Below are 17,583 nucleotides of genomic sequence, written 5' to 3'. Positions count from 1 at the left end.
ATTCTTCGCTGCATTCTTGAATAAGAATAAAATATTCTTCAGTCGTCCGATTAAAAACGAAAACTATTCTAATCAATAGAACACCCCTCCCCAAATCACAGAAATTAAATTTCATTAGAATGAAGAACTTGATATCCTGTGTTTCTGAATCTGTTAAGTTCAAATCTGCAGCATGATCCATGCTGTTGTAACCATGAATGCTCAGCTCCTTTTAAGCTTGTAGATCTAACTGTACCAATCTTCAACTACACCAATACTTTATAATTGTTATACTATAATGAGAACCCCATTAATCATTAAAAACTGGTAATACAAATGTTGTTTTAGACTTTCGAATACATACTAATAACTGGAGGTTTATTTATGACAAGCTACTCAAAAACTATAAGTCACGATTTACAAGGTGTAACCAAATTATTAATAGAAGGACGAACTTTACCTAATTATGCGTCAGGCCCCGTATTCTCTCTTTTTCGTGATATATGTACAATTCTTTACGAAACAAACAAAGTATTAAAAGAAGAAGGGGTAATTCATTCAGATTTACCGAATATGGATATAATTAAAGAAATCCGTCATAAAGTAAAAACTAATCAAGGTAGGTTAAATAGGGAAATTTTCAACAAACTCCTAAACGGACATAGAAATATTTTTGGTAGTGATATAGATAATCTAGGCTTTTATCTGGATAATGATATTTTAGCCAGCAGTACACTATTTCCAACCTTCGTTTTCGCTGGCACTCCATTGTTTAATCAAAACCAATTTGATAAAGAATTTTTCTCTAATTTCATACCTTTTATTGGCTCATTGACAAGCAAAATTATCAATATTATTAATCAGCCGCTCGATTTATACTCAAACCAGTTGATCATTCGTGATGCAAAGGAATATAGCAACAAGGATATTTGGGACAGAAGATTCTTTAAAGAAGACATTACATATAATATATTCTTAACTCGACTTCTCCTTATTCAAAATGAGCTTACTACCTGCATATGGGTGGAAAATCACTTGGACTATAATTCACAAAAGTTTAACCTTGATAAATACATATTATTACGTTTAACATCCATAAAGTTATATGAGACAATGCGAAACATATTAGATATCCGAAACCGAAAAGAACTCAAACAACATTGGAAAGCTTTCAATTTTAACACCTTAGATACTTTAATTGAGAAGTATGAAAGCACACTTCAAGATGAGATGAAAACTCTAAGAGATATGCTCCATTATGACAACAAGGGAGTTAATTTTTATGATTATATTGAACAAAAATTTGATGAAGATTCTAACTACCCGGATGAATTAATCAAAACAATATTTAATGATTATATCCATATCATCAGGAATGCAATCTCAGTTAACATCAACATTCAGTCTTATGAAAGCATGACTGATACTGAGAAAATCACTCGCAGGTCAAAAAGTTTTTCAAATGAATCATTTAATTAATGTTCATTGACATATGAGATTATATAATGCAACAAAGATAGATAAAGTTTTTTATTATACTCATTTATCTTTGTTGCATTTTAATGGCTGACATAAATAACATTATCATAATCTCATCATGGTCTACATAAATCTTTTATTTTCTAACTCGATCTTTCCATTAAGAGTCCAATTCTAATTAAAATTAGAATTTCATTTCAAATCTCAAAGGTTTTGACCTCAAACTCTTCATTACCTGGTATCTCGTTTACACTCGGATACTTATCGTAGTCGTATGGATACCTAATACAGTTCATGTGAAAGCTTGTCACCTCATGATTAAACTCAGTTTGCAAATGTTCATGCCCACAAATCCAATGTTTAGCATTAATGAATGGTACATCGACCATATAGCAGCTATTAGGTTCAAATGGAGAAAAAGGATTATGAACAGGAGGGACATGAGAAACAAACACATCGATGTGAGTTTTTTCGAGCGTTTCATACCAATCCATCGAACCTTTCCACATTGCTCTTACTCCATCTTCCTTACTGTAACCATTAATGCTAATGTAGTTTGAGTCATTAGAGACTCCTTTGAAGAAATCCCATCCTTCAATCCCTTTTGGTAAATACCACATAACATCTCCTGCAAAGACTTTCCCTTTGAAAGTATCCGTTGACTTGATTAACGGAGTCACATTCTTTATGTCATCAGCCTTTTTGATTAAATCATTCACCCTTCCCAATGAATCAGAGTATCTTCTTTTTTGGTTTTTGCTTAGTATATAAAGATCATGATTTCCATATGTGAAGTAAACCTTCTCGTATTGTTTTGCTACTTCATCTAAAACCCAAATGGCTTGCTGATTCCATTCAGTAAAATCACCAGCAATGATTAATACCTCTCCATTACCGTTTGAAATTAGTCTCTTAACAAGCTCCCTTGTTCGCTTCTCCCATTTGAGTTGGTTATTATTCCAAGGAATCCAATGATTGATATGGAGATCTGATACATAGTCAATTTTCATTTTATCCTCCCATTTTTCATCATGAACAATTAAAATTTGTAAACGTGTATAAATTTAAATAATACTTCCATAATATAATTCGAACAAGTTTGATTACATTACACTTTAGGAGATGATTTGTATGGCACGCAACAATAATAATGAATTACTTATTCCAAATGCTCAGTCAGCTATTGAACAAATGAAGCTTGAAATAGCTCAAGAGTTTGGTGTTCAATTAGGTGCAGAGACTACTTCAAGAGCAAATGGTTCAGTTGGTGGAGAAATTACTAAACGTCTTGTTCAAATGGCTCAACAACAAATGGGTGGACAATTACATTAACAACTACATGAGGGGTCATCCCCTCTACATTCCTTTCACACTCTCTCCCTTTCTACATGAAATACAGCTTTCATATAGAATCAATTGTGTCAGTGGATAGAGATCTCACTTAGACCTAAAGTTAATAACACCGAATGCAGATGTCATAAATCCATATATCCCAGCATATATCCACTCCGCATTGAATAATGCCAACATGACCATTGCAGCTCCATAAATACCAAATATGTAGCTAAAACCCTACTAGCTTTATCCGGGAATCTAAATCACCTCCGTCCGGCTGTCGTCGATGATTTTTGCGTGTTTGACAGCAATAGATGTAAGCGCGGCTCTTCCGCCCCCTGTTGGTTCACCATCGGCAACTACAGTCGCATACTCAATCGTTTTATAGAATCCGCGGTAAGCGACAACATCTCCCACACGAACCTCAGTCGGCTGCGGTGCGTTAAGATATTCGTCAGGTACTTCGAGTCCAAGTGCGCGATGGAGAGCGATGGCTTCTCCGATATGAACGTTGAAGCAGTCGTTCGGTGCGGCCTTGGCGATTCCTCTGCGGACTATGTTCGTACATCCTCTCAGCTTTCTCAAAACCACGACGGTTCTTTTTTCGGTGTTTACGATGAATTCGTGATCATGTCCGATGTCTCTTTTGAGTAAACCCGATACATCCGCCTTCGCCTTCGTAATTACCGGCCTTTTAATTTCGCTCATCTTAGCGCCTCCTTATACTGAGAATGCCTCGTATATCTCCCGGATCTCTTTTGATAATTCCGTATAGTCCGTCTTACTTTCGTCCAAAGCTGGCAAGCAATCCGCGAGCATTTTAATAAGTTTAACGTTGTATTCGTCGCATTCTTCGTATAGATATTTGTGGAATTCATCGGAAGCCTTCATCCGCTCGACCGTTTGCTTTACGAGGTCTCTTACGCCCTCCGGATAAGCTACCGCATATTCGAGTGTGCCTTCCTCGAATCCGTAATCTTTCGGCAGCATATCGCGAATAGCCGCGAGTTCTCTTGCCCAGCGCTCGTTTTCTTCCTTCAACCGCTCGTTTTCCGCAATCAATTCGGCTATGGTACAGCGTAGGTCTGCGATTTCGTCCGCCATGTTTTTTCACCTCCATTGGTTTATTTGTCTTTCTTGATTTGTTTAACATAGAATTCTTTGTAAAATGATTTATCGCATCCACATACAGGGCACACTTCGATCCTTTCATCAAAACCATCGTAATCCATGACTTGCTTATAGCTTGGTTTCTCGAATAAATGTCCTTCATGACACATATAAACCTTTTCAGAATCATCTTCTGTGACAGAGATGAATATCAATGTTAAAGAAATAAGAATTAGAAAAAAACAAACCACCTCTCGACACCCCAATATATTTTTAATTAGTTTATATCACTTAATTTCATTCAACTCACCTTTCAATATGAAAAACTCATGATCCAATTCTTTCAATCTTTTATTTATTATGTATGCTTTACCGTTTTTCATTTCAAATAGATCAGAGTACTTCCCTGGATTAGTTCTAATAATCTTAAAAGCTATTGTTGCGCTTACCCATTTCTTATTTTCAATTTGCTGAAGCACTTTACTCATTTCAAACAATAAATCAAGCTGCTCTTTATCTTGTTCAGTTTCCAGTTTTAATATGTCACGCTCCTTTTCAAGTATCTTCCCTTGAAGAACCTGGCTCTCCTTTTCCAATTCAGCTTGCTTTGTTTCTAAATTGTCATTATGTAAATCATTCATTTCAGAATTCAACTGATCACCCCCTTGAATCAAAATAAAATATTAGTTTTATTCAGTTTTCACTTTTAATTCGTTTGTTAATTGTTAAAAAAATGACCCCCTATGAATGAAATAAGAGCAAGCCTCTCGGCTTACTCCCATTATATCCTTTTAATTTGTTTAAGTCTATAATTTTTTAAAATTTTTTTCCTCATAATTCCTATATTGCCACTTCTAATTTGACCTGATCATGAGGATTATAACCAGCCAACATGAAATGTTCAGGCTTGAAATCATAAAAATTCTTTATTGAATCATCCATAATAAGTTTAGGTGCAGCTAACGGTTCACGCTTAACAATTTCTTTTGCTTGATCAATATGGCGATCATAAATATGTAAATTGTTTATGTAATGATGAAACTTCCCTGGTTTATATCCGCACACTTGAGCAATCATATGCTGCAATAAAGAATACTGAGTAACATTTATGTTTCCTGCAACGAGATAATCGGATGAACGCTGGATAAGAGTCATGTTTAAATACTCGCCATCATAGTCCCACATTGTCAGAAAAGCGCATGGATACAGCGTCATTCCATGAAGATCTTGGTGATTGTACAAATTGGTGATCATTCGTCTGCTATATGGGTTGTTTTTCAAATCCCAAATTAACCTGTCAATCTGATTGAAGTAACCTTCTTTGTATTGATGTTCATACTTCATTTGTCTTCCATAAGCTAAACCAAGATTCCCGTCTTTATTAGCCCAACTACGCCAATACTTAACTCCGTATTTCTCTTCTAGCAACTGTACATCGTTAGCTTGATCTTGGTAAATCCAAAGAATTTCTTTCAGTCCCGATTTAAAAGCTGTTGGCCGTAAAGTAGCAATAGGAAATTCTTTTTGCAAATCATATTCATTCAACACTCCAAAGCACTTCAACGTATAAGCAGGTGTTTGATCAGACCACTTGGGACGAATTTTTTGTCCCTTATCTGATTTTCCCTCGGATAGTACTCTTTTTAAATTTGATTTTAAAACTGTATCTGCAATGTTAGCGATATTGTTCACCTCATTTTAGTCCATTTATTAGTTCGTCCATATTCTCCTTGACACTTTTCTGAACCGCATCGGGTAAAGCTTTAATTTTATTATTGATTGTTGTGCTTCCTACATTGCGTATTTTTTCAGTTAATTCAAGACAAGCATCTAAAGATAAGTCTCCAATTTCATTAAACTCCCCCTGGATTTTATGAAGGACATCAAGGTACAAGTCATCTGATTCTTCAAAAACAGACAATGTTTGTTCTAGTTTCTCGATCTTTTCTAAGCGCTGCTTTATTTCATCTACCCTATTCATTTTGCACCTCCTCAATAATTACGATAAAAGTCTTCTTTTATTTAAATTTTGAACCTATATAAATCCCCTTTTCGATCAAGGTGATAATTGCCTTTCGGATAGGTTAAATACCCGTCAGAGTTCAGTTTTTCAACTAGATTAAACATAAACGTTCCATATTTTGTTTTGCCTTTCTTCCACATCTTTTTTCTCAAAAGTTTTTTCATTAAAGTCTCCCTTGAATTAAATGAGATATAACTGAATATATTATTAAAGTGGCCTTGGCTGCACTCCACATCAGCTTGCTTTACATCATGAAGACAGCCAAGGTTCTTTATTTACCTAGTGCCAGTTGAACCGTGTCCGCCTCTATTTTCATTGCACAAATGATCGACCTTGACCAATTCAACTGCAGGCATCTTCTTCATAATTCTGAATTGGCAAATCCGATCTCCTTTTTTAATTTCAGTATCTCGGAGCGCATAAGCCGGGAAGAACCAAAAATCATTGTCCCCCTTGTATGACTCATCGATAACACCCATTGAATTAGTTTGAATAACGCCAAAGTTCTTGTATGTACTTGAACGAGGAACGACATGGGCTTCATACCCTTCAGGCAATTCCATCGCCACTCCGAGAGGAATCAGTTTAAACTCATCCTTTGGAATAGATACATCTTCCGCAGCTCTCAGATCAATCCAATCACCCTGTTCGATTTTTGAAATGCGCGTTTGTGTTTCGTCTGCATATTTGATTTTGATTTGTAGTGTCATTTTTCAAACTCCTTTTGATTTATTAATTAATCTTAGCAAACCATTAGAATACTTTAGATAACCATTTAGCGGCTTCTAAAATTGCATCCTTATCGTAGTTATCAAAAATAAAACCCTCTAATGAAACTCCGCTTGAATATTCACCGCCTCCGTAGTATTCATCTTCAGTTTGAACCCATAAACTAATACCATTTTCAAGTTCAATTACCCAATCACACGTTTCTTCAGCAAATGGCATATGTATGTCATAAGGTTTTTCATCAAAAACGCAGTTTAAATCACTTATAGCATTCTCTGCATCATCGTAATCTCTTATATTGAAATTTGAATTAGACATTTTTGAAATCTCTTTTCTTAATTCAAACTCCCCTTCAAACTCAGGATCTCCTGAATGCCTTATTGGATATCTTAATAACTTACCCTCTTTAGCTTTTTTATTTATATAAACCCAATTATTTTTGGTAAGCTTAGATTTCATCTCTTTTCTCCTCTCCTTTTAATTTAATAATTCTTCAATTTCTTTAACTGAGATGACCCCTTCCGTGGCCATTTCTTTAATGTCATCTAATAAAAGATCTTTACGTATGTATTTTGCATTTATTTCATCGATGATAAATTGAGAATCCGTCAGTGGTTTTGAATATTGTGTAAAGAAAGAATAAACTTGAGACGCATTTTTTAAAAGGTTTTTATAATCGTATAATTCTTTTTTTACCTGCTCGGTGTTTAAAGTTCCATCGCTATTTTCCACAATTCCTTTCCAAAACAATTCATAAATCTCCTCATAATTTTCCATACCATCACCCCTTTTAATTCGCATTAAAATTACCATTTTATTTAAATTTAGGTGTACAGTTTCAATTCCTTAACCCAATCAGGGAGCTCTTCAGGAGTATGAATGCCAAAGTTGACACAAGTTAAGGTGTTAGGCTCAAGCTGTGTATATCCTTTATCTCGAATCACAAAATAGCCCCCTTCGTGTTCAAGCTCTTCAAGTTTCCACTGTGGACATTTTAGAATAATTTTCTTTTGTTCAGCCATGTATTCATCCAAACTTACATATTCTTTTCTTTCTTGTATCGGTTTGATCATTCGATGATACACATAACTCATGACTGCATGTCCCACTTGCCCAGCCAGTTTCCCCTTACTGATCTTGATATCTTCGTTGACCAAGATATACATCCGATAATCCCTCATGTGTATCACTCCTTCAAATTTTTAATTAGTTCATCTAATTCATCTGGCTTAAATCCGATGCTGCGTTTTACTTCGTTCCCCTCTCCATCTAGCAGGATAGTGACGGGTACCCCCATTACTCCATACTCTGCTGCAACTTCTGGCTGTTCTGTAACATCAATTACTTCATACTCAATTCCTTTTTCGTTTAGATAATTAGAAACTAATTGACAAGGGGTGCATGATGGCTGTTCTAATTTGATTAATTTCATCATAGTGATGCCTCCTCAAAATAAAAATCTTCATCCTTAAGGGCTTCTACAGTTGCTTTTTTGTATCCATTCCCCTTACCCGAAAAGAAGTCATGCGATTTAGTTTTTGTGCTTAATCCGTTCAACACAATTGGGTTAACATCCTCCTCCTCAAAGTAATGATCGAATCCTAAATTGTTTAAGGCTTTATTTGCGTTATACCGAATAAACTTTTTCACATCATGAGTAAGTCCAACTTGATCATAAACATCTTCGGTATACTCAAGCTCGTTTTCATATAGATCGAGCAGCAAGTTAATAACCCATTCATACAATTCTTTTTTCTTGATTTCAGTTTGTTTATTATAGATTTCCTGAGCCAACAATCCAGTGTATACACCATGTAGTGCCTCGTCACGAATTATCAAATTTATGATTTCTCCGCTGTTCATTAACTTCCCCTGACCATAAAAATACAATGGATAATAAAATCCTGAATAGAACAGGAAGCTTTCAAGTAATACAGATGCAACCATTCCTTTATACAAAGACAATTCATCATCACTTTTAATTTGTTTATATATAGAAACAATAATACTGGCTTTCTTCTGTAGATACTTATTGTTTTTAACCCATTCGAAGACTTCATTAATTGTTTCCATCGGAGCTAAGGTAAGAAAGATATTGCTGTATGATTTAGCATGAACAGCGTTTTCCATCATGGCCATGAAATTCAGCACAGCTTTACGCTGGTGTCCTTCGACATGATCAGCAATTGTTGGCATACCAGTATTCCCTTGTTCTGTGTCCAGTAAGGTTAATCCGGCCAACACTTTCATGTATGTATCCTTTTCTTGGTCTCCGAGGTATTTCCATGTAAGCAGATCGCCATTTAGCGAAATCTCTTCAGGAAGCCAGAACTGCTTAACGTTCTGTTCGTAAAACATTTGTGTGAATCCGTCTTCGTGTTGCGACCAGTTGGCCGCTGTATATTGCGTCAATTATTCGTCCTCCATTCGCTTTAATGCCTCGTAATTATTGTTGATTGTTTCGTTGATTAAGATTTCTCTAGCTTTCTCTTGTGATGTGATTCTAAATGCACATTCGCCCTTCCCGTACATTTCGGAATTGACAACATAATCGCGAAACAGCTCATTCATGTATTCGAGGTTGCCGGCGCCGTAGAATTTTCCGTTTAAGAAACAGGCGTATGTTTGCGACATATTATTAACACAACTCCTTCATTTAAACTACACAAGACAAGCAGCCTTCCTGCCCCGTGTCCTTTGTCCGCGCATAATACAGCGTTTTGATGCCGCGATGATGCGCATACAAGTCAATTCGGTTCAGATCACGCGTCGTCATCGTATCCTTCAGGAACAGCGTAAATGAGATACCTTGATCAACGTGCTGCTGAATTGTCGCAATCATATCGACGACTTTAAACATATCCATGTCGTACGCTTCCTTATAGAAGAACCAATTCTTCGCACTAAGTCCCGGCATCGGATAATACGTCTTGGAATTTCCGTATGTCCGTTCCTCTATGCGCTCCATAATCGGCATGACACCTGCTGTTGAAGATTGAACATATGAGATGCTTCCTGTAGGTGCTATTGCTTGTCTATATGAGTGATACAAACCATATTTCATCACATCTTTTTTAAGCTGCTTCCAATCTTCAATTGTTGGAATATGCTGATCTCCAAACAGTTTTTTTACCTTTTCGAACTTTGGACTAAAGCTTTGTTCTTCGTATTTCTTGAAATACTCACCTGATTTGTATGTAGAGCCTTCAAACTGGTAATATGTTTCCCCGGTTTCTTTGGCGATTTCCATTGAGCGCCCAAGGGAATAATAGTTCATCATCATAAAGAAAGTGTTGGCAAAATCTCTCGCTTCTTCGCTCTCATAGGCGATGCCATTTTGAGCTAAGAAACCATGTAGATTCATTGCTCCAAGTCCGACTGACCTCATAAGCTTATTTGCCTTAGCAACTGCTGGAGCATTTGTAATATTGGTTTTATTCGATACATGAGTCAATGCATCAATAGCTAATTTGACTGTATTCTTAATTGACCCATTCTTCATTACGTTGAAGATATTAATCGAGCCTAGATTACATGAAATGTCCAAGCCAATTTCGTCCTCTTCGCCATAGTCTGTATACGTTGATACTTGGGAAGCCTGAAGGACTTCTGAACAGTTACCAGTTACAATTCCATTAAAAATTAGAGAATGATAATCTTCTTGTGTTGTGTCATAGACATCCTCTACCCCATCTTTTTCAATGCTGATAATTTCGGCTGTGAAATCATGTTTTGGCTTTCGTGATTTTGCTTGCAATGTTTCAGTCAACATGTTGAATTTGTACTTATCATATTCTTTCAAATCAACAATGCTCATGAACAATTCTCTTGACGCTCTGTCTTGAATGCTAAGCTTATGAGTTGGTTTAACTTTGTATAATTTGGAACCGCCCCGGCCATCAGGGAGAAGCTCCTGTGAGCGTTTGTTATTGGTATAAATGGTTGTATATACTCCCATATTAATGAGTAACTTTTGCACATCTTGCAAACTCTCAAAATCAACTGATGTTAATTCAATTGTTAGTGCCTTCGCTTTATGATTGGCATTTACACAACCATCCGTTTGAAATAATCCAGACAAATAAGCTGCTTGTGTTTCCTTATCAGCTTGATATAAGAACTCTGGAACTCTTGTTTTTGTTTCTTTTGTCATTCCATATTTATTTAAAATATCAAAGAGTACTGTACTAGACATATATAATAGATCTTGTTTTTCTGGATCAGCAGCAACAAATTTTGGAGTAAAAGAAGTGTTGTGCTTATAAACACGATTAATTTTATGTTTATCAATTACACGGTGCACAGCATCTTTTACCTTCTTCTCCAACACCTTTTTATTGTCATATAAATAAATCTTCGCTGTCTTATCTGTAATTGTTCCATCCCCAGCTATAATCCCCATGATATATGCGAGGTCAGGTTCATGAATACTCCCATATTCTCCTTCACCAGACTGAATCAGTAGTTTGTCTCCCGGAACAAGTTGGTTAAGCTGAAGTTTTTGTATTTCGTTATTTCGCTTAACATAAAACTTATGCCACTCTGTTGCTCTGATTTCAAATCCTTGCTTAGTTTTAACTTTAAAGACATCTGCGTTCTTTTTAGTTAGCTGCATAGGTATCGCATTCACAATTGAAGTCCCCCTACAATCCTTGTCAAACTGTTTTGTCCGATTGTCAATAACGACCCTTAAATCTTTTTGACTTTTATATAGATCTGAGGCTTTTTCGTACCCATTTTCGGTTAAAAGAAAAGTATCTCCTGTCACACACAAATTAGAAAATTTAACCATCGAAATATGACTGTTAGCGTGGAATCGGTTTACATTGTCGGTAAACATCAGGTAAGGATAACCCGATTCTGATCTTAAGATTGCGAGCTTTTCTAATAGTTTACGAGCATTCGCTTTTTTCTTTCTGACATTTAGGTTTTCGACCAATTCATCATACATTTTTGCAATATCCATTTCGTCTAAATGTTGCCTGTATTCCTTATAAACTGAATAAGGATAGAACATGTAGAAGTCTTTATCTTCCCTAGCAAGTTCAATAAATTTATCTGGGATAACTACACCAATTGATAATGTTTTTGCCCTGACATCCTCATCTGCTGAGATTTTTTTGGTATCAAGGAAGTCATTAATGTCTGGATGAAAAACATTAAGATAAGCAGCTCCTGATCCTTGTCTTTGCAGACTATTCGGACGTGTTCGCTACAAACGCCCCGCCTTGCGGCAGCTTCATGTTACCACGAAGATTAGACTATATCTTCATCCCATTGGGATGCCTCCTGTTTCGGCTACCAATCGCTTGTAGCCTACGGCTTTTGCCTAGTCGTTGAACGTTCCTCAAATGAGGCTTCGCTGCTGATTGTCCTATAAGGAGTTCCCAGCAATTAAAGAGGTTTTTCGATCGCCATTGCTGACGAAAGGGGCCAAATTTAACCCATCTGGTCTGCATATCGAAAAGCGTTATCGAGCAGTTTCATTACACCTACAACGCCTTTTGTAGCATTCTCAACTTTTTTAATTGGCTCACCTTTTGCTCGAATCTTGCTCAGATTAAGTGCAACACCACCACCAAGCTTAGATAACTGCATTGAAATATCGACTGCTCTAGAAATGTCATTCAATGAATCATTAACTTCGAGTAAGAAGCAGCTAACCATTTCACCTCTTCTTTTTCGTCCTGCATTAAGAAAAGTAGGTGTTGATGGTTGATATTCCTGTTTCATCATAAGTGAAGTGAATTCTTTTGCTTTTTCAGCATCTCCATTGGCGAAAAACAAAGCAACAACACTCACTCGATCTTCATACCGTTCAAGAATTTTCGTTTTATCGTTTGTCTTCAAGGCATAGTCATTGTAAAACTTGAATGCACTCATGAATGAAGGGAATCTGAATTTGAAGCTATACGCCAATTTGAACACTTCTTTAATCTGTTCAAAAGTATATTTGCTTAAAAACTCTTCTTCGTAATAATCATTCTCTAAAAGATAGTCCAGTTTTTCTTTGAGATCGTGAAAGAAGACAGTGTTTTGATTAACATAGTCAACAAAATAACTGTGTACAGCTTCCCTGTCCTTCTCGAATTGAAACTTCCCGTCTTTTTGAATCATAATTTCGTTATTCAGTTGAACCCACTTTGGCACCTGATTGATTACTGTCAATAAACTTAACCTCCTGTATTAACTTGTCCAAGTCTGAATCTGATCCACTTAATTCAAACTTAAGAAGTACTGGTACTTGATAATGTTGTGAGAGTTTATCTGCCGCCGCAGCATAATAGCTACCCCAATTTCGATTCCCGCTTGAACAAACCCCGTACAAAAAATCTTTATTATTATGTATAAACTTCTGAGTTTTTTCAGGAATTTGCCCGAATTTAATTGTGTATGTAATATGTATGAATGGCTCATCAACCTTTAAATCCTCAGTGATTTCCATAGTTTTAATTTGCATTTTTTGCTCAAGCTTTCTTACAAATCTTCTAACATTACCTGTCATGCTTTCATATGTAACAAGCATTATTCGTTTATACTTCCTGAAACAAATTTTTCAATGATTTCTTCTGCTTGATTATCTGCAGAAAACCCGGTATTTGCCTCTTCTAAATTAATTGCTGCCATTTCTTGATATCCTTTTGCCATCGTCTCGTATAACGAAGCATCCCTAAACTGTTTGACTTCGACATACTTGTTCCTGTAGCTTTTAGGTACTACATATTGCTCTCCTTTTGGATTGGTGGCCACAAGTTCTCCCACTGCTACAGGGACAGAATAGCCTTCCGGTGTATGTATTGTCATATTACTTTTAGCTTCTTCAATGCTCACAAGTTGATCTTTTTTCACATACAGTTTTTTAGCAGCGACCATCACTTTTCCTCCTTATATTACTTTTAATTAGTATATAAAATTATGATTTTATTTAGATTATTAGAATCAAATCACCATTTTCGATATTTGACAGTTTAAATTTGAAATGGTTACTCATAATCTTCCTCCTTTCATTTCCCTATATTAAGCACGGCTCTTAATTCATCAGCCAATACTGAAACTTCACGACCATAATCATCAAATTTAAGGTTTACATACTCTCCGTTTGGTTTTACGATGAGTTTCCCTTGTGGATGTGTATTGTCTGAATCTTTGTGTATTTTCAATCTAGCTTCAAGTTCCATGAGATCATACCTCCCTATAAATCCGTAATTCCACCTAAATACACGATAACTTTGTACTTCACCTCCCTTTACTGATCATTAATAAATGCTTAGCTCCTATCCACAGGTTCCTAGCTAAAGCAAACTGTGAACATTCATCAACTCGAGCACAGTATATTGTGTTTCCCTGAATGGTAGTATACTATATATTGTGAAGGAACACATATTCTACCTTGAAAGGCAGGTGTATACATATGCCTAGAAAACCAAGCTCCAGAAGAGTCTCATCGCCAAAAATGGTTAAAGTCGCTTCAAAAGTCTTGAGAAATAAAGGCTCTAGCAAAACTTCAAAGAGTTTAGCAGGTTCAGTTCTCTCTCAAGCAAAATCAAAAAGAAAATGAACAGGAGATGAAAAATTATGAGTAATGGTTTCAAAGAATTCGATCGAAAACTTAAAAAAATGCAACAAAAAGCTAGTGAACTTGAAAAGGGACAAGAACTTCAATTAAATGAGCTTTTTACCGATTCATTTATGAAAAAGAATACGAAATTTTCGTCTCTTGATGAAATGCTTGATAAATCTCCTTTCACCATTGAAACCCAGCAAGATTTTGAATCAATCCCCGATGATTTATGGGATGACTTTGTTAGGGAAAACAGTAAATTTTTTAACTGGGAAGAAATGCAACAAGAAGCAGCAAACATATATGTTGCTAAACAATTAGGCTTCTAGGGAGATGGCTTCGGCCATTCTTCCTTCGATTAACGGCTTCTCAATCCATTTTTATAAATCTCTTATTCTCTTTTCCATCTACAATCACATTCCCAAAAAACATGTCCTTAGGTCTTGCCCAAAGTGTTCCATCTTGATCTTCATATGTAACAAGTATTTCTTCTGTTTCAGTATGAATGATTTCCCCTATAACCTTATAAATGCCACCTTTATAGTGTTTAAAATAACATCGATAAAATCAAAAGTGTCCATTGTAGCTTTCCTCCTTAAACTTCCTCTAAATGCAACACAAGAACATTTTTATATGGATCTAATTGAATCTCATCCCTTGCTTCTTCACCATCAATCCTGAAGTTAACTGGTGTGTCGCCGTAAAAATCAAGTTGATCTTGTAATGCTTTAATTACATCACTTACTTTTGGGTTAATTAACTTGCCATTAATCTCATCATAAGCCACGGGCTTTCCTCCTCTTTCTTTAAAATCATCCTTTTATCTAAAATTACCCCAAGATAACACTCTTAACATGTGGGCTCGTTTCTTTTAAATAACCAAGAACGTGTTGTTTAATTCTTTCTTTCAATAATGAGTTTTCCTCCCCCAGAAATTCTGCTAACTCCTCGATATTTATAGAAAGTAGATCGTGGTTGATTTTACTTATTATATCTTTAAGCTGAATCGACCTTTTTTGAATCTTTTTAAAATCTTCAATATTCATTTCGTGGATAGTATTCATAAAACGCTTCATCATAAAATCAAGTTGAAATGAAATTGAATCTATCAACATTTTCTTTAGTGACTGAAATCTTTCATCTTTTCTTACTTCAGCAATATATTCCCCAATCGTCACGCTTATCTCCTCATTTCTGTGCTATGTTCAAATAAATTAAAACTTTTATTTAGACTTCAATCAACTGATTCGTACCTTTAATCTTTGGATAGGTTGTTTTCTTATGAACTCTTTTCCTACACAATGGGCACTGAAACGGATATTGTGGTGGGTTTGATGTGAGCATCATATTTACAAACACAAGCTCTGGAGCTTCTTCGCATTCATCACAATGTAACGTCTCTCTAAAAACTTTAACTTGCTGCGATTTAATCATATTCAGATTCCTCCTTCGTTAAATAAACAATGTACTGACATACAGAACAATCAATGCAAAAGCTGAATGAAGTAAAGACTTGCCGGCTTTCTTGAAAATGTTCTCATCTTTTTCCTGATCTGACCGTTTTACACCTTTGACAAATACGTTGAGTAAAACACCAATAACAAATGCATGAGGTAAAGTGACATGGACATTCTGAATGTTGTATGTATCAATAAGCAAAGGATTTAACACGTGATTCAATCCATAATAGACAACTAGTGACATAGTCAATGCTTCAACAAAAATGAGTAACCCAACTACAATCATTGAACCTGATCCGATAAAGAAACCGTTCCAAATATCTTTTGTATCCTTATTCAATAAATATCTCTCCTTTAGTCTTTTTTAGTTAGCCTCTTCCACCAAGAAGTTTTTATCAATCTTTTATTTCTTCCATCATTGCTTTTTGCTTGCTCCTCATTGAGTTCTTCGCATTCCTTCAGGCTTTTTTCATCTACAATTGTCTTAATCAATCTGTCAGTTTGATATGTCCATTCGTTATGTATGTTTCTCTGCCTGTCAGTCACTATGACATATTCTTTAAGTCCGGGGATATAAACCTTGCCTCCAATTTCTATAGATTCAATATCTATATAACCCTCGAAGATTGCTTCAGTACGAGCTACCACACACACTGGCTGAGTAATCCACCTCTCTGTACCTGGTGCACGGTGTGCGTAATAACTTTCTTTCATAACCAATCCTTCAAATGTTGCTTTATGCCGTCCCACTTATTCACCTCCTTACAAGGGATGTCTTTAACGTTACATTTCATTAAATGCCTTTATTGCAACCAATAGTTGTTTGGCCTCAACTTCTGCCATTTGATCTCCAATTTGCACCTTTACCTATGTATCTGGATAATCAATACTCTTAGTTGCCAGGAGTTTCATAGTTTTTCTGTTTACTCCTCTTAATGTGAATTCGGATGTAATGTCTCTCATGATTTTCTCCTTTCTTTATAAAATTTGAATTTCATTCAAATCTTTGTTTGGATTTGTCGTTATATGCGCTTGCCTGGGAAATTAGATTATTGAGGTTAAGAATAATTGCCAAGCCTGTTGTGATTGTTCCTAAAGCCAAAAATGCAATATAGTAATTCTTAAAATCTCTCCAATCTCTATAAAATATTAGATGAACCAATGTTGATGCTAATAAAGAAACCCCGCATATAATAAGCAAAAAAGCTAATCCTTGATAAAGAATATGGATACACCTCCCTTAATTAAATCAAACCGATAATCAATAACAATGCTGCTGTTATAAATGATAATCCAGACAATAATGCTATAATCGTATGTACATTAGAGTGAAACCTTCTTCTCTCTTCATCCAAAGAGACAATCCCAATCAGAATACAACCAATAATTTCAAGAATATTGATAGCTAACTGCATTGCTTTTATCTTCTCCTATATCTATTTTTGTCACAATGTGCGCTTGCCCAGGAAATTACAAGAGGAATACCCCTACGCTCTATTACAAATTATCTTTTTAATTAGTTTTATGGGGATAATTAAGCCCTATATGATTTAATGTTTTCTTAATACTCATCCCCTTACATTCGTTACTAATCCTTGAGAATAATTCATTACCACATTTTTTACAGCAGTTAATTTCAATTCTGTCTTCTGCTGTTCTAACTTTTTCTTCGGATATCCTTACACATAACGGTTGTGCGGTGTATCCTTTGCAGATATCACATATGTAGTTCATTATTCAACCTCTAAAATTATGTTTTAATTATATCTTTTTAATTTGTTTAAGTAAATAAGAATTCACCAAATTTCATTTTTTATTTCTTTGATTTTCATAAGAGAAAAAATCAAATCATTGTCTACACGTTTCCAGGCTTCATCAGAAATTGTGTCTTCTAAATATGTATGTAA

27 protein-coding genes and 2 pseudogenes are annotated in these 17,583 nt (G+C 35.5%); 3 read left to right on the top strand and 26 right to left on the bottom strand.

Going from position 1 to position 17,583, the window contains the following annotated elements; all coding sequences use genetic code 11:
• Window positions 1-363: 363 nt before the first annotated feature.
• Complete coding sequence (locus tag R5H20_RS11130; protein WP_088272878.1) at window positions 364-1,458, top strand: hypothetical protein; 1,095 nt, start codon at window positions 364-366, stop codon at window positions 1,456-1,458.
• A 197-nt stretch (window positions 1,459-1,655) separates the two neighbouring features.
• Here R5H20_RS11130 and R5H20_RS11125 read toward each other — a convergent pair whose 3' ends face one another.
• Window positions 1,656-2,468: a metallophosphoesterase family protein gene (locus R5H20_RS11125; protein ID WP_088272879.1), complete on the bottom strand. Its 813-nt coding sequence runs from the start codon at window positions 2,466-2,468 to the stop codon at window positions 1,656-1,658.
• Between the two features lie 112 nt (window positions 2,469-2,580).
• On the opposite strand from R5H20_RS11125, the gene R5H20_RS11120 reads away from it, so the two are divergent.
• Window positions 2,581-2,790, top strand: a complete 210-nt coding sequence (locus R5H20_RS11120) for an alpha/beta-type small acid-soluble spore protein (protein ID WP_407654258.1) — start codon at window positions 2,581-2,583, stop codon at window positions 2,788-2,790.
• Window positions 2,791-3,051: 261 nt separating this feature from the next.
• On the opposite strand, the gene R5H20_RS11115 is transcribed toward R5H20_RS11120, so the two are convergent.
• From R5H20_RS11115 to R5H20_RS11030, 18 genes and pseudogenes are all read right to left on the bottom strand, one after another.
• Complete coding sequence (locus R5H20_RS11115; RefSeq protein ID WP_224254497.1) at window positions 3,052-3,501, bottom strand: hypothetical protein; 450 nt, start codon at window positions 3,499-3,501, stop codon at window positions 3,052-3,054.
• Between the two features lie 12 nt (window positions 3,502-3,513).
• Complete coding sequence (locus R5H20_RS11110; RefSeq protein ID WP_088272881.1) at window positions 3,514-3,897, bottom strand: hypothetical protein; 384 nt, start codon at window positions 3,895-3,897, stop codon at window positions 3,514-3,516.
• A 293-nt stretch (window positions 3,898-4,190) separates the two neighbouring features.
• Window positions 4,191-4,556, bottom strand: coding sequence for a hypothetical protein (locus tag R5H20_RS11105; protein ID WP_088272883.1), 366 nt, complete (start codon window positions 4,554-4,556; stop codon window positions 4,191-4,193).
• A gap of 187 nt (window positions 4,557-4,743) precedes the next feature.
• A complete protein-coding gene (gene thyA, locus R5H20_RS11100) occupies window positions 4,744-5,595 on the bottom strand; it encodes a thymidylate synthase (protein WP_088272884.1) in 852 nt (283 codons plus the stop codon).
• Between the two features lies 1 nt (window position 5,596).
• The gene (locus R5H20_RS11095) at window positions 5,597-5,884 is read right to left on the bottom strand and encodes a hypothetical protein (RefSeq protein ID WP_088272885.1); all 288 of its coding nucleotides are present in this window, start codon (window positions 5,882-5,884) and stop codon (window positions 5,597-5,599) included.
• Window positions 5,885-5,925: 41 nt separating this feature from the next.
• A complete protein-coding gene (locus R5H20_RS11090; RefSeq protein ID WP_167373796.1) occupies window positions 5,926-6,090 on the bottom strand; it encodes a hypothetical protein in 165 nt (54 codons plus the stop codon).
• A gap of 111 nt (window positions 6,091-6,201) precedes the next feature.
• Window positions 6,202-6,636 (bottom strand): dUTP diphosphatase, encoded by a 435-nt coding sequence (locus tag R5H20_RS11085; protein WP_088272886.1) that lies wholly within the window; start codon window positions 6,634-6,636, stop codon window positions 6,202-6,204.
• A 43-nt stretch (window positions 6,637-6,679) separates the two neighbouring features.
• On the bottom strand, window positions 6,680-7,114 hold the full coding sequence (locus R5H20_RS11080; RefSeq protein ID WP_046132825.1) for a hypothetical protein: 435 nt from the start codon (window positions 7,112-7,114) through the stop codon (window positions 6,680-6,682).
• Between the two features lie 18 nt (window positions 7,115-7,132).
• Window positions 7,133-7,432, bottom strand: coding sequence for a hypothetical protein (locus R5H20_RS11075; protein WP_006640503.1), 300 nt, complete (start codon window positions 7,430-7,432; stop codon window positions 7,133-7,135).
• A 47-nt stretch (window positions 7,433-7,479) separates the two neighbouring features.
• A complete protein-coding gene (locus R5H20_RS11070) occupies window positions 7,480-7,836 on the bottom strand; it encodes an aminoacyl-tRNA hydrolase (RefSeq protein WP_065894503.1) in 357 nt (118 codons plus the stop codon).
• A 5-nt stretch (window positions 7,837-7,841) separates the two neighbouring features.
• On the bottom strand, window positions 7,842-8,087 hold the full coding sequence (locus R5H20_RS11065) for a glutaredoxin family protein (protein WP_088273122.1): 246 nt from the start codon (window positions 8,085-8,087) through the stop codon (window positions 7,842-7,844).
• Window positions 8,087-9,013 (bottom strand): class 1b ribonucleoside-diphosphate reductase subunit beta, encoded by a 927-nt coding sequence (nrdF, locus tag R5H20_RS11060; RefSeq protein ID WP_411859081.1) that lies wholly within the window; start codon window positions 9,011-9,013, stop codon window positions 8,087-8,089. Before nrdF ends, R5H20_RS11065 begins: the two co-directional genes overlap by 1 nt.
• Window positions 9,014-9,067: 54 nt before the next feature.
• Window positions 9,068-9,289 carry a hypothetical protein gene (locus R5H20_RS11055; protein WP_065894499.1) on the bottom strand — a complete coding sequence of 74 codons (222 nt, stop codon included), beginning with the start codon at window positions 9,287-9,289 and terminating at the stop codon, window positions 9,068-9,070.
• Between the two features lie 22 nt (window positions 9,290-9,311).
• Window positions 9,312-11,846 (bottom strand): annotated as a pseudogene (locus tag R5H20_RS11050) (LAGLIDADG family homing endonuclease); the annotation flags it as partial.
• 251 nt (window positions 11,847-12,097) lie between these two features.
• Window positions 12,098-12,772 (bottom strand): annotated as a pseudogene (locus tag R5H20_RS11045) (ribonucleotide reductase N-terminal alpha domain-containing protein); the annotation flags it as partial.
• 7 nt (window positions 12,773-12,779) lie between these two features.
• Entirely contained in the window at window positions 12,780-13,181 is a 402-nt protein-coding gene (nrdI, locus tag R5H20_RS11040) for a class Ib ribonucleoside-diphosphate reductase assembly flavoprotein NrdI (RefSeq protein WP_009328274.1), read from the bottom strand.
• Window positions 13,181-13,528 carry a hypothetical protein gene (locus R5H20_RS11035; RefSeq protein WP_009328275.1) on the bottom strand — a complete coding sequence of 116 codons (348 nt, stop codon included), beginning with the start codon at window positions 13,526-13,528 and terminating at the stop codon, window positions 13,181-13,183. The genes nrdI and R5H20_RS11035 overlap by 1 nt, the downstream gene beginning before the upstream one ends.
• A gap of 131 nt (window positions 13,529-13,659) precedes the next feature.
• The gene (locus R5H20_RS11030; protein WP_017474745.1) at window positions 13,660-13,833 is read right to left on the bottom strand and encodes a hypothetical protein; all 174 of its coding nucleotides are present in this window, start codon (window positions 13,831-13,833) and stop codon (window positions 13,660-13,662) included.
• Window positions 13,834-14,230: 397 nt separating this feature from the next.
• Here R5H20_RS11030 and R5H20_RS11025 point away from each other — a divergent pair, with 397 nt between their 5' ends.
• Window positions 14,231-14,545, top strand: coding sequence for a hypothetical protein (locus R5H20_RS11025; protein WP_009328276.1), 315 nt, complete (start codon window positions 14,231-14,233; stop codon window positions 14,543-14,545).
• A gap of 40 nt (window positions 14,546-14,585) precedes the next feature.
• Here the strand turns inward: R5H20_RS11025 and R5H20_RS11020 are convergent, their stop codons facing one another.
• The 7 genes from R5H20_RS11020 to R5H20_RS10990 form a co-directional block, all read right to left on the bottom strand.
• On the bottom strand, window positions 14,586-14,723 hold the full coding sequence (locus R5H20_RS11020) for a DUF1653 domain-containing protein (RefSeq protein WP_231105304.1): 138 nt from the start codon (window positions 14,721-14,723) through the stop codon (window positions 14,586-14,588).
• 88 nt (window positions 14,724-14,811) lie between these two features.
• Window positions 14,812-15,003 (bottom strand): hypothetical protein, encoded by a 192-nt coding sequence (locus R5H20_RS11015; RefSeq protein WP_017474747.1) that lies wholly within the window; start codon window positions 15,001-15,003, stop codon window positions 14,812-14,814.
• Window positions 15,004-15,046: 43 nt separating this feature from the next.
• Window positions 15,047-15,394: a hypothetical protein gene (locus R5H20_RS11010; protein WP_088272889.1), complete on the bottom strand. Its 348-nt coding sequence runs from the start codon at window positions 15,392-15,394 to the stop codon at window positions 15,047-15,049.
• Between the two features lie 49 nt (window positions 15,395-15,443).
• Window positions 15,444-15,650: a hypothetical protein gene (locus tag R5H20_RS11005; RefSeq protein WP_006640517.1), complete on the bottom strand. Its 207-nt coding sequence runs from the start codon at window positions 15,648-15,650 to the stop codon at window positions 15,444-15,446.
• Window positions 15,651-15,668: 18 nt separating this feature from the next.
• Complete coding sequence (locus R5H20_RS11000; protein ID WP_006640518.1) at window positions 15,669-16,016, bottom strand: hypothetical protein; 348 nt, start codon at window positions 16,014-16,016, stop codon at window positions 15,669-15,671.
• Between the two features lie 14 nt (window positions 16,017-16,030).
• Window positions 16,031-16,426, bottom strand: coding sequence for a hypothetical protein (locus R5H20_RS10995; protein WP_006640519.1), 396 nt, complete (start codon window positions 16,424-16,426; stop codon window positions 16,031-16,033).
• Between the two features lie 494 nt (window positions 16,427-16,920).
• Window positions 16,921-17,091, bottom strand: a complete 171-nt coding sequence (locus R5H20_RS10990; protein ID WP_157678840.1) for a hypothetical protein — start codon at window positions 17,089-17,091, stop codon at window positions 16,921-16,923.
• Between the last annotated feature and the right edge of the window lie 492 nt (window positions 17,092-17,583).

It is taken from the genome of Bacillus sp. KICET-3, from assembly GCF_033261025.1.
Classification (GTDB): domain Bacteria; phylum Bacillota; class Bacilli; order Bacillales; family Bacillaceae; genus Bacillus; species Bacillus sonorensis.
Note: the sequence above shows the minus strand (reverse complement) of the source record. Positions and strands in the feature narration are given on the sequence as shown.

Bases quoted from the DNA above. Each gene is read 5' to 3' on its own strand.
- R5H20_RS11090 (WP_167373796.1), bottom strand. From the start codon at position 6,090: ATGAAAAAACTTTTGAGAAAAAAGATGTGGAAGAAAGGCAAAACAAAA.
- R5H20_RS11030 (WP_017474745.1), bottom strand. From the start codon at position 13,833: ATGGAACTTGAAGCTAGATTGAAAATACACAAAGATTCAGACAATACA.
- nrdI (WP_009328274.1), bottom strand. From the start codon at position 13,181: ATGCTTGTTACATATGAAAGCATGACAGGTAATGTTAGAAGATTTGTA.
- R5H20_RS11055 (WP_065894499.1), bottom strand. From the start codon at position 9,289: ATGTCGCAAACATACGCCTGTTTCTTAAACGGAAAATTCTACGGCGCC.
- R5H20_RS11085 (WP_088272886.1), bottom strand. From the start codon at position 6,636: ATGACACTACAAATCAAAATCAAATATGCAGACGAAACACAAACGCGC.
- R5H20_RS11125 (WP_088272879.1), bottom strand. From the start codon at position 2,468: ATGAAAATTGACTATGTATCAGATCTCCATATCAATCATTGGATTCCT.
- R5H20_RS11075 (WP_006640503.1), bottom strand. From the start codon at position 7,432: ATGGAAAATTATGAGGAGATTTATGAATTGTTTTGGAAAGGAATTGTG.
- R5H20_RS11080 (WP_046132825.1), bottom strand. From the start codon at position 7,114: ATGAAATCTAAGCTTACCAAAAATAATTGGGTTTATATAAATAAAAAA.
- R5H20_RS11130 (WP_088272878.1), top strand. From the start codon at position 364: ATGACAAGCTACTCAAAAACTATAAGTCACGATTTACAAGGTGTAACC.
- R5H20_RS11005 (WP_006640517.1), bottom strand. From the start codon at position 15,650: ATGATTAAATCGCAGCAAGTTAAAGTTTTTAGAGAGACGTTACATTGT.
- R5H20_RS10990 (WP_157678840.1), bottom strand. From the start codon at position 17,091: ATGCAGTTAGCTATCAATATTCTTGAAATTATTGGTTGTATTCTGATT.
- R5H20_RS11095 (WP_088272885.1), bottom strand. From the start codon at position 5,884: ATGAATAGGGTAGATGAAATAAAGCAGCGCTTAGAAAAGATCGAGAAA.
- R5H20_RS11065 (WP_088273122.1), bottom strand. From the start codon at position 8,087: ATGAAATTAATCAAATTAGAACAGCCATCATGCACCCCTTGTCAATTA.
- R5H20_RS11120 (WP_407654258.1), top strand. From the start codon at position 2,581: ATGATTTGTATGGCACGCAACAATAATAATGAATTACTTATTCCAAAT.
- nrdF (WP_411859081.1), bottom strand. From the start codon at position 9,013: ATGTTTTACGAACAGAACGTTAAGCAGTTCTGGCTTCCTGAAGAGATT.
- R5H20_RS11025 (WP_009328276.1), top strand. From the start codon at position 14,231: ATGAGTAATGGTTTCAAAGAATTCGATCGAAAACTTAAAAAAATGCAA.
- R5H20_RS11070 (WP_065894503.1), bottom strand. From the start codon at position 7,836: ATGAGGGATTATCGGATGTATATCTTGGTCAACGAAGATATCAAGATC.
- R5H20_RS11110 (WP_088272881.1), bottom strand. From the start codon at position 3,897: ATGGCGGACGAAATCGCAGACCTACGCTGTACCATAGCCGAATTGATT.
- R5H20_RS11115 (WP_224254497.1), bottom strand. From the start codon at position 3,501: ATGAGCGAAATTAAAAGGCCGGTAATTACGAAGGCGAAGGCGGATGTA.
- R5H20_RS11035 (WP_009328275.1), bottom strand. From the start codon at position 13,528: ATGGTCGCTGCTAAAAAACTGTATGTGAAAAAAGATCAACTTGTGAGC.